General features: G+C 60.7%; 12 protein-coding genes. 8 read left to right on the plus strand and 4 right to left on the minus strand.

Annotated features, from left to right (window positions below; translation table 11 throughout):
• Positions 1 to 120: 120 nt before the first annotated feature.
• Positions 121 to 1293 carry an enolase C-terminal domain-like protein gene (locus ACYQ14_RS05970; RefSeq protein WP_459885900.1) on the plus strand — a complete coding sequence of 391 codons (1173 nt, stop codon included), beginning with the start codon at positions 121 to 123 and terminating at the stop codon, positions 1291 to 1293.
• On the opposite strand, the gene ACYQ14_RS05975 is transcribed toward ACYQ14_RS05970, so the two are convergent.
• On the minus strand, positions 1290 to 2237 hold the full coding sequence (locus ACYQ14_RS05975; RefSeq protein ID WP_459885903.1) for a nucleoside hydrolase: 948 nt from the start codon (positions 2235 to 2237) through the stop codon (positions 1290 to 1292). The two genes, ACYQ14_RS05970 and ACYQ14_RS05975, sit on opposite strands and share 4 nt — an antisense overlap.
• A 125-nt stretch (positions 2238 to 2362) precedes the next feature.
• On the opposite strand from ACYQ14_RS05975, the gene ACYQ14_RS05980 reads away from it, so the two are divergent.
• The gene (locus ACYQ14_RS05980; protein ID WP_459885906.1) at positions 2363 to 3142 is read left to right on the plus strand and encodes a DUF7839 domain-containing protein; all 780 of its coding nucleotides are present in this window, start codon (positions 2363 to 2365) and stop codon (positions 3140 to 3142) included.
• 6 nt (positions 3143 to 3148) lie between these two features.
• Here ACYQ14_RS05980 and ACYQ14_RS05985 read toward each other — a convergent pair whose 3' ends face one another.
• Complete coding sequence (locus tag ACYQ14_RS05985; protein WP_459889998.1) at positions 3149 to 3574, minus strand: DUF5791 family protein; 426 nt, start codon at positions 3572 to 3574, stop codon at positions 3149 to 3151.
• Positions 3575 to 3728: 154 nt separating this feature from the next.
• Complete coding sequence (locus tag ACYQ14_RS05990) at positions 3729 to 4358, minus strand: DUF7310 family coiled-coil domain-containing protein (RefSeq protein ID WP_459885909.1); 630 nt, start codon at positions 4356 to 4358, stop codon at positions 3729 to 3731.
• A 94-nt stretch (positions 4359 to 4452) separates the two neighbouring features.
• On the opposite strand from ACYQ14_RS05990, the gene ACYQ14_RS05995 reads away from it, so the two are divergent.
• A complete protein-coding gene (locus ACYQ14_RS05995; RefSeq protein ID WP_459885911.1) occupies positions 4453 to 5535 on the plus strand; it encodes a tubulin/FtsZ family protein in 1083 nt (360 codons plus the stop codon).
• Between the two features lie 80 nt (positions 5536 to 5615).
• Here ACYQ14_RS05995 and ACYQ14_RS06000 read toward each other — a convergent pair whose 3' ends face one another.
• On the minus strand, positions 5616 to 5798 hold the full coding sequence (locus tag ACYQ14_RS06000; RefSeq protein WP_459885914.1) for a hypothetical protein: 183 nt from the start codon (positions 5796 to 5798) through the stop codon (positions 5616 to 5618).
• A gap of 528 nt (positions 5799 to 6326) precedes the next feature.
• Here ACYQ14_RS06000 and ACYQ14_RS06005 point away from each other — a divergent pair.
• The 5 genes from ACYQ14_RS06005 (at position 6327) to ACYQ14_RS06025 (ending at position 13121) form a co-directional block, all read left to right on the plus strand.
• On the plus strand, positions 6327 to 7208 hold the full coding sequence (locus tag ACYQ14_RS06005) for a coiled-coil protein (protein WP_459885917.1): 882 nt from the start codon (positions 6327 to 6329) through the stop codon (positions 7206 to 7208).
• A 217-nt stretch (positions 7209 to 7425) separates the two neighbouring features.
• Entirely contained in the window at positions 7426 to 7911 is a 486-nt protein-coding gene (locus ACYQ14_RS06010) for a DUF2243 domain-containing protein (RefSeq protein ID WP_459885920.1), read from the plus strand.
• A gap of 181 nt (positions 7912 to 8092) precedes the next feature.
• Positions 8093 to 8431 carry a DUF7518 family protein gene (locus tag ACYQ14_RS06015; RefSeq protein ID WP_283834527.1) on the plus strand — a complete coding sequence of 113 codons (339 nt, stop codon included), beginning with the start codon at positions 8093 to 8095 and terminating at the stop codon, positions 8429 to 8431.
• A gap of 108 nt (positions 8432 to 8539) precedes the next feature.
• Positions 8540 to 12112, plus strand: coding sequence for a chromosome segregation protein SMC (gene smc / locus ACYQ14_RS06020; protein ID WP_459885924.1), 3573 nt, complete (start codon positions 8540 to 8542; stop codon positions 12110 to 12112).
• Positions 12105 to 13121, plus strand: coding sequence for a segregation/condensation protein A (locus tag ACYQ14_RS06025; RefSeq protein WP_459885927.1), 1017 nt, complete (start codon positions 12105 to 12107; stop codon positions 13119 to 13121). Before smc ends, ACYQ14_RS06025 begins: the two co-directional genes overlap by 8 nt.
• Positions 13122 to 13146: the final 25 nt, after the last annotated feature.

Genomic DNA, 13146 nt, shown 5'->3' on the forward strand with positions numbered 1-13146 from the left:
GAGGGGCCTAGCGTCGTGGCCGAGCAGATCGATGCCGCGAACGAACGAAACCTAGACGATTGCGTACACAGTCCCCCCGCGTGACAGAAATTTATGTGGGTGGCCGTCCCTCTTTTCGTCGTGCCACCACAGATCACCGAAATCGAGTCTATCGAGTTCTCGTACGAACTGTCCGACGTCGGGACGGACGAGAACGGGTTCAATCTGGTCTACGAGCCCGGATCGACGACCACGCGAAAGCTGTTCGCGCTCAGCATCGAAACGGACGTCGGGATCACCGGCGAGTACGTCGGCGGAAACTCGCCGGCGGCCGCCCAGATCAACACGTTCGCGGACTATCTCATCGGGAAGAACCCGCTCGAGCGCGAACGCCACTGGAGCGAGATCAAACGAGGGTTACGAAAGTACGACCGGATGGGAATCGGGCCGGTCGATATCGCGCTCTGGGACTTCGCCGGAAAGTACCACGATGTGCCGATTCACGAACTGCTCGGCACCTACACGAAACGACTCCCGACATACGCTTCGACCTATCACGCCGACGACAACGGCGGCCTCGACTCGCCGGAGGCCTACGCGGACTTTGCCGAGGAGTGTCTGGAACTTGGCTTCCCTGGCTTCAAAATACACGGCTGGGGCGGAAGCGACGCTGCGAGAGACATCGACCGCGAAATCGAAACCGTCCACGCCGTCGGCGACCGCGTCGGCGACGAGATGGACCTGATGATCGACCCCGCTTGTGAGTACCAGACCTACGGCGACGCACTCAAGGTCGGCCGCGCCTGCGACGAGCAGGACTTTTTCTGGTACGAAGATCCCTACCGCGACGGCGGCATCTCCCAGCACGCCCACCGCAAGCTTCGGGAATCACTCAAGACGCCGATCCTCCAGACCGAACACGTCCGCGGGCTCGAGCCCTTTACCGACTTCATCGCGAACGACGCGACCGACTTCGTCCGTGCGGATCCCGAGTACGACGGCGGAATTACCGGCGCGATCAAACGGGCCAGAATCGCCGAAGGGTTCGGCCTCGACGTGGAGTTTCACGCGCCCGGGCCCGCACAACGACAGTGCATCGCCGCGATTCGGAACGCGAACTACTACGAACTCGCGCTGGTCCATCCCGACTGTTCGAACACCCAACCGCCGGTGTATCTCGGCGACTACTCGGAGGCGCTCGAGTCGATCAACGACGACGGAACGGTTCCGGTTCCCGACGACCCAGGCCTCGGCGTCGAGTACGACCGGGAGTTCATCGAGGAAAACGCGATCGGACGCCGGATTTACAACTAGTTTCCGCGTTCGGCGACCACTCGGTCGACGGTCTCCGTGAATAACTCCCGATACCGTTCGAAGTCGGCCTCAAGCGCGACCGAACCGTTCGGCTCTCCGTCCGTGACGTCGTTTACGTCACAGACGAGCGCTCCCTGATCGATATCCGAGTCGGTGCCGACAGTCATGTGGTAGGATTGGGTCTCGAGGAGCCCGTCGTCGACGAGACCTGCGACCACCAGCGCGTCGTGAATCGCCGTCGTTTCGAAGTCGTACTGCTCGAGTTGGTCCCCAGAATAGTAGGTGAGCCATTCGACGATCGATCGGCCGAGCGGGCTCTCCTGGGGGAGCGAGTCGATCCAGTCGGCGGGGAGGTTCGCGGCGTTCGTTACGTCGAGTCCCACGATCGTCGGCTCTGCGTCTCGAACCACTCGAGCCGCCGCCTCCGGATCCGAGTGGAAATTGGCCTCCGCGAGCGGCGTCACGTTTCCGGGAGTAAACGCTGCACCGCCCATAATAACCAGTTCGTCGAGCAGGTCCGGAAGGTCGGGTTCGATCGCGAGCGCGAGTGCGACGTTCGTCAGCGGTCCGATCGCCGCGAGCGTTAGCTCGCCCTCGTACTCCCGTGCGCTCTCGACGATGAACTGCGCGGCGTGTCCCTCGATCGGTGCAGTCTCACTCGTTGGTTCCGGGAGTTCGCCGCGGATCCCTCCCTCCCCGTGGATGTGTTCGGCCGTCTCGAGTTCGACCGTAAGCGGAAGCGTCGCCCCCTTCGAGAGCGGGATTTCGGTTCGGTCGAAGAACTCGAGGAGCGAGCGGGCGTTTCTCGTCGTGTCGGCGACGGGCGCGTTTCCGTGGACGGTGCTGATGCCGACGACGTCGAGTTCGTCGCGCTCGAGCGCGAGCAAAAGTGCGAGTGCGTCGTCGCATCCGGGATCGGTATCGATCAATATCGGCCGAGACATGCTCGAATCGTCGAATCGCCGGGAGTTAAAAGGTCGGAACCGTCCTCGTTCGGCGACGGTTGGTGGGGAAAGGGCGCTCCCCGCGACCACACCCCTTTTTGGTGTCGTCGCCTAACGACCAGTGTATGGTCGATGTCCTCGACAACAAACGGGCTGCGACGCGGTTTCGGATCCTCGTCCAGATCGCCGAGCGCCAGCCCGCGGTGAGCCAGGGAGAGATCGCAGACGACGTCGGGGTGACGAGTCAGGCGGTCAGCGAGTACATCCGCGAACTCGTCGACGACGGTCTCGTCGAAAAAGAGGGCCGTTCCCGATACCGGGTTACCAACGAGGGTGTCGACTGGCTCTTTACCGCCGCCGACGACGTTCGCCGGTTCGCAGATCACGTCACCGGAGACGTTCTCGACGCGATGAGCGAAGCCGCCTATATCGCGACCGACGACATCGAGGAGGGAGAGACCGTGACGCTGTCCGTTCAGGAAGGGCTGTTACACGCGAGCCCTGAAGAGGAAGGCCCGGCAACCGGCGTCGCCACGACCGACGCCGAGGCCGGCACCGACGTCGGCGTCACGAGTTTCGAGGGCGTCATGGAACTCGAGCCCGGCTCGGTCACGGTTCTCCAGATTCCCGCAGTCCGAACGGGTGGCAGTCGGGAAATTTCCGACGAGTTCGTCAGCGAGACCTGCGACGGCCCAGACCTCGTCGTGGCGACGGGCGTCGAAGCCGTCGTCGCCTGTCGACAGGCCGGAACTGCTCCGGCCGTAAACTTTGCCGCTGGTGAAGTCGCCGCCGACGCGGCGGAACGCGGCCTCGAGGTGGTCGCGGTCGTGACGATCGACTCCGTCGGACGGGTTACGGACGCGCTCCGTGATGCCGGCGTGGCCTACGAAGTGCTCGAAGGGTAGTCTGCGTTAGGGCGCGTTACCGGCGATGACGTGCTGTAAGTGAACGTACTCCTCGAACGACATCGGCGCTCGACGCTCGATTTTCTGTTGGATTTCCTTCGCATCGAGATCGATCCCCAGTTCGCTCTCGACGGCGTCGACGTCGAGGACGGCCGTCGACATGCCGAGCAAAAGGTGTTCACAGGCCATCGTTTCGATCGTCTCCGGATCCGGATCGTCCGTCCCCTGTGACTGGATCTGGGCCGCGTCCTCGAGCGACAGCGACGGGGTTTTACCCGTTCCGATCGCCCCGAGGGTTTCCTCGTCTACCCCTGTCAACAGCGAGATCTGATCGAGACCGGTGGTTTCGATGATCTCCTCGAGGTCGGCTTCGTACTCCGATCGAAGTTGCTCCGGCGAATCGGGCACGGACATTCGTTGCTCGTAGAACATATCGGTTCGAACGGGAAACGGGCTCAAATGGGTTGCCATTGAAGCTGACCCGTCGAGATTCGCGTCGGCGAGTAGCTCCCCGCCGGTCGGACACCCTCGAGCAGTGACGGGGAGGTATCCCCCGATAGCCATCGTCACCGACTGGGACGGCACCCTACGAAAGCACACGTCGGATCCGTTCGAGAAGGGGAGTATTGTCAGATCGACCGGCCCTGGTATCTGGTGTTGAGACGTCGCTCTCGGTCGACGATCCATCGACTGCTGGTGGAGCGGTCCCCGTCGAATCACGCGCCCCCGCATTCTCGTCCGATAGCGAGAGGGCGGCGAGTTGGGTTTCGACCCGCTGGTGATCGATCCCGTTCAACTCCCCGAGACGACGATGAGTGAGGTGATTCTGTTCTCGTTGCTCGCGCGCGCGTGTCGAAGGGGCGTGCGTCTGTGCATCCGTTCCGGAAACGAGTACGGTAGTGTTCGTGTCCGTCGTTGCTCTTTCGAGCGCTTCGACGCGACGCTCGAGTCGGTCGGCGGTTGCGACTGCCGAATCCGCGCGTCGTTCGACGCTCTCGTTGACCGAGCGAACGTTTCCGACGTAGCCGCGCAGTGCCTGTGTACTCCCCTCGAGCTCGGCGATACGAGTGGCCAACTCCTCCGTTTGTTCGTCGAGTCGGTCGATATCGTCGGCAATAGCGGCAGTTTCCGGAACGTCGCGGACCGGCCGATCGCTCTCCGTGAGTGCCCGTTCGACGGCGGCGAGTCGCCGTTCGAGCCGCTCGAAATCGCTCATGGAGGTCCTGGCCTCGTCTCGGTATTTAAATGTACACCCGGTTCCCTCGAACGACCCCGCAACGTTCAACAGCCCTCCCCCTCATGAGAGTCGTATGAAGGTAGCCCTGATCGGAGTAGGTCAGGCTGGTGGGAAGGTAACCGAACGGCTCGTCCGTTTCGATGCCGAGATGGAGTTCGACGCGATTCAAGGTGGGTTCGTCGTCAACTCCGCGAAAGCAGACCTCCAGTCTCTCGAGTTCGTCGATACGCAACTCATCGGTGCAGACCGCGTCAACGGCCACGGCGTCGGCGGCGATAACGAACTCGGCGCAGAGATCATGCAACGTGACATCGACCAAGTTATCGGCGGTATCGACGGTCGGATTACCTCAAGCGCGGACGCGGTATTCGTCGTCGCCGGTCTCGGTGGCGGGACCGGCAGTGGTGGGGCTCCAGTCCTCGTCAACAACCTCCAGCGAGTCTACGACATTCCCGTCTACGCGCTCGGGATCCTCCCGGGACAGAACGAAGGGGCGCTATATCAGGCGAACGCTGGACGGTCTCTGAAGACACTCGTCCGCGAGGCGGATTCGACGCTCCTGGTCGACAATGACGCCTGGCACGAACAAGGAGAGAGCGTCGAAGGAGCGTTTGAAACGATCAACGAGAACATCGCTCAACGCGTTGGACTCCTCTTCGCGTCGGGCGAGGGGATAGACGGCGTCGGCGAAAGCGTCGTCGATTCCAGCGAAGTTATCAACACGCTTCGGGAAGGCGGCGTCGCCGCGCTCGGCTACGCGAGCGAGGTCGCCGCCGATGACAGCGAGGAGAACATTCGAACCGTGATGAACGTCTCGAGACAATCCCTGTTGACCGGGACGAGTCTCCCGGATGCAACGACCGCCGATGCGGCGCTGCTCGTCATCGCCGGGAAGCCCGACGTGATCCCGCGAAAAGGCGTCGAGAAGTCTCGCCGCTGGCTCGAGGACGAAACCGGGAGCATGCAGGTCCGGGGTGGCGACTTCCCCCTGCAGAGCGATCGGGTCGCCGCGCTCGTCTTGCTCGGTGGCGTCGAGCGTTCCGACCGGATCGACCAGTTCATGGAACGCGCCCGCGAAGCGCAAAAACAAGAGGACGAGCCGGAAGAAGACCCGGCCGAGCAGTTCGCCGACGACCGGCTCGAGAACCTATTTTAGGCCGAAACCGCTTCTATGGGCGGTCTTTCTGGGTCCGAGCGAACCGACATCGACGAGTCTCTCACTCAATTTCGGTGCCGTTATCGATTCGCCGGACGACCGATTTCGGCTCCGTCGTCACTGACGACAGTGATAGTGACTGCACCGCAGTCGCACTCGTAGGCTCGGCGCGTTCCGTCCTCGGTTCGCATCGAGAGCATCAGTCGGTTTGACTCGAGTGACTGGTCGCAGTGTTCGCACGTACAGGAGAGTTCTTCCAGCATAGATACGTCTCGTTCAGGAAGGCATGTCAATCTCCGCCAACAGGAGAGTGAAAGTGAAAGTAAAACGGAGACGAGCTACACGGCTCGAATTAACGATTTATCACAGGAGAAACATTACCGCTCCGAACGGAGACTGACAGTCGACCAGTAGCTCGAGCGGACTTCGAAACTGACTCGTTCACACGCGCTTCGATAGGCACTCGAAAACGGTTGAGCGTAACCTCATACTTAGGGGTTGATCGACAGTGAGAGAGAAAATTGCTTGCTCGACAGCGTCCGTCATTTATGTGCAATCGCGATCCCCATGCTAGTTCTCAACACACGGTATGGCCCCCCTGCTAACGGTTTTCAGGGGGTTTTGTACCGGTACATTTAAATTACATGCGGCAGTAGTTACAGGTACCAGAACGCCATCGGGGCGCGTATCGCTCGACGAACGATGACAGGAAATCTTATTCACCGAGATTTCGCAGGTCCTGAGCGTATGCTGTCGCCGGTGCGGGAATGGCACAGAGGGTTTACTAACACATGGTAGACGAATCCAAAAACATCGAACTCACAGAAGACGACCTAGAAAACAAATCGAAAGGCCAGCTCATCAAGATGGCCGGCCAACTGCGGGATCGACGGAACGATCTCAACCAGATGGCCTCCGAGCGGGCATCCAGCCGCGACGACCTGAACGCCAAGACGCGCGAGAAGGTCGACGAGGCACAGGAACACCGCGAAAAACGCGACGAACTCAACGAGCAGGTTCAAGAGCACAAAGAGAGCCGTAACGATCTCAACGCGGAAGCGAACAAGCTCTTCGACCGCGTCGAAAAGCTCAAATCCGACATGGAGCTCGACGAGGGAAAAGACCTCGAGAAGCTCGAAGAAGAGATCGAGCAACTCGAGTTTAAACAGCAGACCGAAGTCCTCTCGAGTGAGGAAGAACAGGAGCTCATCGAAAAGATCGAGTCCAAACGCGAGGAGTACGCCGAGCGAAAGGGCAAGCTTGAGCAAAACGACGACCTCGAAGACCTCGTCGAAGAGGCCGAAGAAGTGCGTTCGGAGGCCTCCCAGCACCACCAGAAGGTCACCGAACTCGCCGACAAGGCCCAGGAACACCACAACGAGATGATCGAGGCCTATCGAGAGGCCGACGACATCCGCGACGAGGCCGACGAGATGCACGAGTCCTTCGTCGAAGCTCAGGAAGCCGCCGACCAGCACCACGAGGACTTCGTCCGCGTCCAGAAGCGTCTGCGCGAACTCGACAAGAAAGAGGAAAAAGAGCGCAAGTCCCAGCGGGACAAGAAAAAAGAGGAGGCCAAGGAGGAAGCCGAGGAGATCTACCAGAAGTTCAAGGAAGGAGAGACCCTCGACACCGAGGACCTCATGAAACTCCAGAAGACCGGCCTGCTCTAAGGACGTCGCCTTCCCGCGTTTCGTTTTTGCGGCTTTTTGATCATCTTACCTTTTTGGCGGATCTCGAGCCACAGTTTCCTCCCGATTCGGTACGCGGCCGTGATCTCGAGCCAAGTGAATCCCCGCTGTAGGTCTCGAATCGCTCCGTTCGGCGTCTCGGAACGAGCGCGCAGTTGACGGGCGGTGATTTTTGCGACTCGTTTCCGTGGGCGAGCCCATGAGCGAAGCGAACAGTCCGCCGCGTCGTCGACCGTTCTTTCTCGCCGGGGTTCTCGCAGGCTTCGGATTCGGTGCGGTACTCGACGTGATCATCTTTCATCTCATCTTTCATACTCATCACCTGTTTTCGGGATTCTACGATCCCTACAGCTACGACGGGCTTCGAACGAACGTCATGTTCGACGGCGTGTTTTTGCTCGCGATGGTCGCGGTAACGGCACTGGGTCTCGGGATGGTGTGGCGGGTCGTAAACCGCACCGACGAGGCGCTTTCGACGCTGTTTCTCCTCGGATCGATCGTCGTCGGCATGGGGCTGTTCAACCTCGTCGACGGCGTGGTAAGTCACGAAGTGTTGGATCTGCACAACGCCGTCCACGGCACGGAGGCCTGGACCCTCCCCTGGATCGTCGTAAGCGTGCTCATGCTGGCCCTCAGATTCGTCCTCCTCAAAGCGGCAGGTGATCACCGCCGCGGTTCGAATTGAGTTCCGACGCGAACGGCGGTCTCGTGGTCTGGCTCGCTCCACGTTCACCACACCAGCAACAGGTCGTCACAGGAGGGTGTTCACGCCATTAGAGGCGATCCGATATCGAGCCATAACTCCTGCCAATACGAGTATGCTTGTCTGACGTACGTTTATGTATCCGGACCAACCCCTAGTTGGTATGTCGAAAAACCGCGTCGAGAAGCTGGAATCGACGGTTGCGGAACTCGAGTCGACGGTCGAAGGACTCACCGAAGAACTCGTCGAATCGAAAGAGCGCATCCGCGTCCTCGAGGCCGAACTGGACACAGAAACGCCGACGCGAGCCGCCTCGAGACGGACGAGCCGGAAGGGCGAAGCGTCGTCGGAGGAGCCGGCGTCAGACGAAATGATAGACGCCGAGGCGGCGGAGGCTGAGGCCGCAAACGCCGAGGCCAACTCGGAAGCAGAATCGACCGACGCCGATTCCGGCGAGGACGAAGCGGAAGACTCAGGTAGCGACGACATTATCGTCGCATAACAACAGATTCCTGCGACCGCTCGCGAGAAGCGGTCACGGTCCGACCGGTACGGATAATCGCCGTGATTTCTCGTCGAGGGAGGTCAACTATGGAGGTTTCGCAAGACGATGTATATCAAGGAACTCGTTCTGGACGGCTTCAAGAGCTTCGGCCGAAAAACGAAGATCCCGTTCTACGAGGACTTTACCGTTATTACCGGTCCGAACGGCTCCGGTAAGTCGAACATCATCGACGCCGTCCTCTTTGCACTCGGGCTCGCTCGAACGCGTGGTATCCGCGCCGAGAAACTGACCGATCTCATCTACAATCCCGGTCACGAAGGCGGCGACAACAGCGCCGGCCCCCGCGAGGCGACCGTAGAGGTAATCCTCGACAACTCCGACAACACCCTCGAGCGCTCGCAGGTCGTCAACGCGGCAGGAAGCGACGACGTCGGTGACTGCGAGGAAGTTCGAATCCGCAGGCGCGTCAAGGAGACCGAGGACAACTACTACTCTTATTACTACCTGAACGACCGCTCAGTCAACCTCTCGGATATTCAGGACTTACTCGCACAGGCGGGCGTCACGCCGGAGGGTTACAACGTCGTCATGCAGGGCGACGTCACCGAGATCATCAACATGACGCCCTACAACCGGCGGGGGATTATCGACGAAATCGCTGGCGTCGCCGAGTTCGACGCGAAAAAAGAGGACGCCTTCGAAGAGCTCGAGGTCGTCCAGGAGCGAATCGACGAAGCCGAACTCCGTATCGAGGAAAAGCGCGAGCGCCTCGCACAGCTCGAGGACGAGCGCCAGACCGCCCTTCGCTACCGACGACTCCGCCGCGAGAAAGAGGAGTTCGAAGGCTACCGGAAGGCGAGCGAACTCGAGGAAAAACGCGAGGAACTCGAGAACGTCCAGGAACGGGTCGACGGACTCGAAGGCGACCTCGAGGACCTCCAGCGCGAACTCGACGAGCGACAGGGCAAGGTCGTCCGTCTACAGGAGGACCTCGAGGATTTAAACGCCGAAATCGAGCGCAAGGGCGAGGACGAGCAGTTGCGCATCAAAAGCGAGATCGAGGAAGTCAAAGGCGACATCTCCCGACTCGAGGACAAGATCGAGTCCAGCGAGGACCAGATCCAGTCGGCCGAATCCGATCGGCGCGAGGCGTTCGTCCAGATCGACCGCAAACAGGAGCAAGTCGAGGATCTCACGGGCGAGATGCGCGAGCACAAACTCGAGAAGGCCTCGATCAAATCCGAGATTCAAGAACGCGAAGCCGAACGCGAGAAACTACAGGCCGAGATCGACGCTGTCGACACGGAGTACGACGAGGTCAAAGCCGAACTGCAAGAGCGAAAGGAAGCACTCGAGGACGAAAAGACGGAGAAAAACGACCTTCAGCGCGAGCAGGATCGCCTGCTTGACGAAGCGCGCCGGCGTTCGAACGCGATCAGTGAGAAAGAAGAAACGATCGAGGAGACCGAAGACGAACTCCCCGAACTCGAGAGCCAGCGATCGGATCTCGAACGAGAACTCGAGAAGGCCGAAAAGAATCGGAAGAGCATCGAGGGCGTCGTCGAGGATCTCAAAGGCGAAAAGCGGCGTCTTCAGGACGACCTCGACGACTTAGACGACGACATTCAGGCTAAACAGGCCGAGTACGCCGAACTCGAGGCGAACGCGGGCGAGAGCGGCGACTCCTCGTTCGGCCGTGCCGTCACGACAATTCTCAATTCGGGGATTGACGGCTTACACGGCGCGGTCGCCCAGCTAGGGACGGTATCCGGCGAGTACGCCACGGCCTGTGAGACCGCCGCGGGCGGCCGACTCGCGAACGTGGTCGTCGACGACGACGTGATCGGCCAGCAGTGTATCGAGTACCTCAAATCTCGAAACGCCGGCCGGGCGACGTTTCTGCCGATCACGAAGATGCGCGAACGCAACCTGCCGAGCGCACCGTCGGACCCCGGTATCGTCGGCTTCGCGTACGACCTCGTCGACTTCGACGACCAGTACGCCGGCATCTTCTCGTACGTCCTCGGCGACACCCTCGTCGTCGAAGACATCGAAACAGCCCGCTCGTACATGGGCGATTACCGGATGGTTACCCTCGACGGCGACCTCGTCGAGAAAAGCGGCGCGATGACCGGCGGCTCGCGAAAGGGCTCGCGGTACTCCTTTTCGGGCGGTGGCAAGGGCCAACTCGAGCGGGTCGCAAAGCAGATCACCGAGTTGCAAGACGAACGCGAATCGGTTCGCGAGGAGCTTCGGGGCGTCGAGGACCGACTCGACGACGCTCGAGACCGCCAGACGGACGCCACGGACGAAGTGCGCTCGATCGAATCGAAACTCGAGGGAATCGAGGAGAGCCGGGAAAATCTCAAGGACGATATCAATCGCCTCGAGGACGAACTCGAGGAGCTCCGCGAGGAACGCGAATCCGTCGACGAGCGGATGACCGAGATTTCCGGAGAGATCGAAGGGAAGCAGGCTGAGATCGAAGAGATCGAAGCAGATATCGACGATCTCGAGTCCGAACTTGCCGACTCGAAGATTCCGGAACTCACCGCACAGATCGAGGAACTCGACGGTGAGATCGACGAACGGGAGGACAAGATCGACGAACTAGACGGCAAACTCAACGAACTCGAACTCGAGAAGCAGTACGCCGAAGATGCGATCGAGGACCTCCACGACGATATCGAGGAGGCCCAGAACCGCAGGGCCGAACACGAGGTGAAAATCGAGGAGTTCGAGGAGCAAATCGAGGAGAAACGCGGCGTCCTCGAGGCAAAACGCGAAGCAGTCGAGGAACTCGAAGAAGAGCTAACCGAACTCAAGGAGGATCGTCGCGAACTCAAAGACGAACTCGGCGACGCCAAAACGGCTCGAGATCAACAACAGGACAGGGTCAACACGGTCGAGAGCAAACTCGAGGACAACCGCGAGCGAGCGGGCGACCTCGAGTGGGAACTCGAAGCGCTCGAGGAGGAGGTCGGCGACTACGATCCCGAAGACGTTCCGGACCACGAGACCGTTATCGAGATGATCGAACTGCTCGAGTCGGATATGGAAGCGCTCGAACCGGTCAATATGCTCGCGATCGACGAGTACGACGAGGTTCGAGACGATCTCGAGCGTATCGAAGAAGGAAGAGACACGCTGGTCGAGGAGGCCGACGGCATTCGCGAGCGGATCGAACAGTACGAATCTCAGAAGAAACGGACGTTCATGGATGCCTATGAGTCGATCGCCGAACACTTTACGGACATCTTCGAGAAGCTCTCGGAGGGGACCGGTTCGTTGCACCTCGAGAACGAGGAAGACCCCTTCGAGGACGGGTTGACGATGAAGGCTCAGCCGGGCGACAAGCCGATCCAGCGTCTGGACGCGATGTCCGGCGGGGAGAAGTCCCTGACCGCGCTGGCCTTTATCTTCGCGATTCAGCGACACAACCCCGCGCCGTTCTACGCGCTCGACGAGATCGACGCCTTCCTCGACGCGGTCAACGCCGAACGCGTCGGGCAGATGGTCGACGAACTCGCGGGCGAGGCTCAGTTCGTCGTGGTCTCTCACCGCTCGGCGATGCTCGACCGCTCCGAGCGAGCGATCGGGGTGACGATGCAACAGGACAACGTGAGCGCGGTGACGGGTATCGACCTGAGCGCCGAGGAGGTGCCGGCGGATGACTGAGGGCGGAGGGGATAGAGAGCGTGAATCCGACTCTGGCTCTCCGGACGACGATATCCCGCTCAACATCGCGGGCCACGAAGATCGCAACCGCTCAAGCGACTCCGCGGACGACGACGTCTTTTCGTTCAGCGAAGAAGCGGCGGCTGGAGACGACCTAACGGAGAGCGAGGTCCCCGAGGGCTCCGCCCAGCGTGGCGAAGAACAGGACGACGATGACGATGAAGTCGAACCCGTCGAACTCCTGGTCCAGCTCGCCAAAGACGGCGAGATCGACCCGTGGGATATCGACATCGTCGCCGTGACCGACAAGTTCCTCGAGGTGCTCGACGAGGCGGACCTCCGGACGTCGGGTCGGGCGCTGTTTTACGCGAGCGTGCTCTTGCGGATGAAAAGCGACGAACTGTTCTCGCCCGACGAGCCCGAAGAAGAGGAACTCCCGCCGTGGGAGGCCCCCTTCGCCGACGAAGGCCCCGTCGAGGGCCACGAACCCGGCTTCGACCCCATCGAAAGCCTCGAGGCGGAGATGGATCGACGCCTCGAGCGCAAGTCCGCCCGCGGGAAGCCGGAGACGCTCGACGAACTCGTTCGAGAGCTTCGAGACGCCGAACGCGGTACCTGGTGGAAGGAATCTCGAAGCTACGACACGAGCGACTCGCCGAGCGGCTACGGTCGCGGCATGCAGGAGTTGAGTTACCACTCCGGCGACGATCTGCGAGTCGACGACGAACCGACCGCGGGCGACGTGACCCACACCACTCACGAGGAGGACATCGAGGACGTGATCGAGGACGTCGAGGGCGTTCTCGAGACCCAGTACGAGAACGGTCGGGAGGAAGTGCTGTACGCCGAAATCGACGAAACCGGCGGCTCGCGGGTCATGACCTACCTCGCACTGCTATTTTTGGCCCATCGCGGGAGCGTGGTTCTCGAGCAGGACGAGCTGTTCGGCGACCTCTGGATCCAGCGGGCGGGCGTGGAAGCGGAACCGAGCGAAGCGATTGCCGACTAGTCGATTCTTGTTTCGGTAGCAGTCA

The sequence above is a fragment of the Halostagnicola bangensis genome (genome assembly GCF_054653435.1).

Excerpts from the sequence above, each read along its gene's own strand:
- ACYQ14_RS05975 (WP_459885903.1), bottom strand. The coding sequence starts at position 2,237 with ATGTCTCGGCCGATATTGATCGATACCGATCCCGGATGCGACGACGCA.
- ACYQ14_RS05980 (WP_459885906.1), top strand. The coding sequence starts at position 2,363 with ATGGTCGATGTCCTCGACAACAAACGGGCTGCGACGCGGTTTCGGATC.
- ACYQ14_RS05985 (WP_459889998.1), bottom strand. The coding sequence starts at position 3,574 with ATGTTCTACGAGCAACGAATGTCCGTGCCCGATTCGCCGGAGCAACTT.
- ACYQ14_RS05990 (WP_459885909.1), bottom strand. The coding sequence starts at position 4,358 with ATGAGCGATTTCGAGCGGCTCGAACGGCGACTCGCCGCCGTCGAACGG.
- ACYQ14_RS05995 (WP_459885911.1), top strand. The coding sequence starts at position 4,453 with ATGAAGGTAGCCCTGATCGGAGTAGGTCAGGCTGGTGGGAAGGTAACC.
- ACYQ14_RS06000 (WP_459885914.1), bottom strand. The coding sequence starts at position 5,798 with ATGCTGGAAGAACTCTCCTGTACGTGCGAACACTGCGACCAGTCACTC.
- ACYQ14_RS06005 (WP_459885917.1), top strand. The coding sequence starts at position 6,327 with ATGGTAGACGAATCCAAAAACATCGAACTCACAGAAGACGACCTAGAA.
- ACYQ14_RS06010 (WP_459885920.1), top strand. The coding sequence starts at position 7,426 with ATGAGCGAAGCGAACAGTCCGCCGCGTCGTCGACCGTTCTTTCTCGCC.
- ACYQ14_RS06015 (WP_283834527.1), top strand. The coding sequence starts at position 8,093 with ATGTCGAAAAACCGCGTCGAGAAGCTGGAATCGACGGTTGCGGAACTC.
- smc (WP_459885924.1), top strand. The coding sequence starts at position 8,540 with ATGTATATCAAGGAACTCGTTCTGGACGGCTTCAAGAGCTTCGGCCGA.
- ACYQ14_RS06025 (WP_459885927.1), top strand. The coding sequence starts at position 12,105 with ATGACTGAGGGCGGAGGGGATAGAGAGCGTGAATCCGACTCTGGCTCT.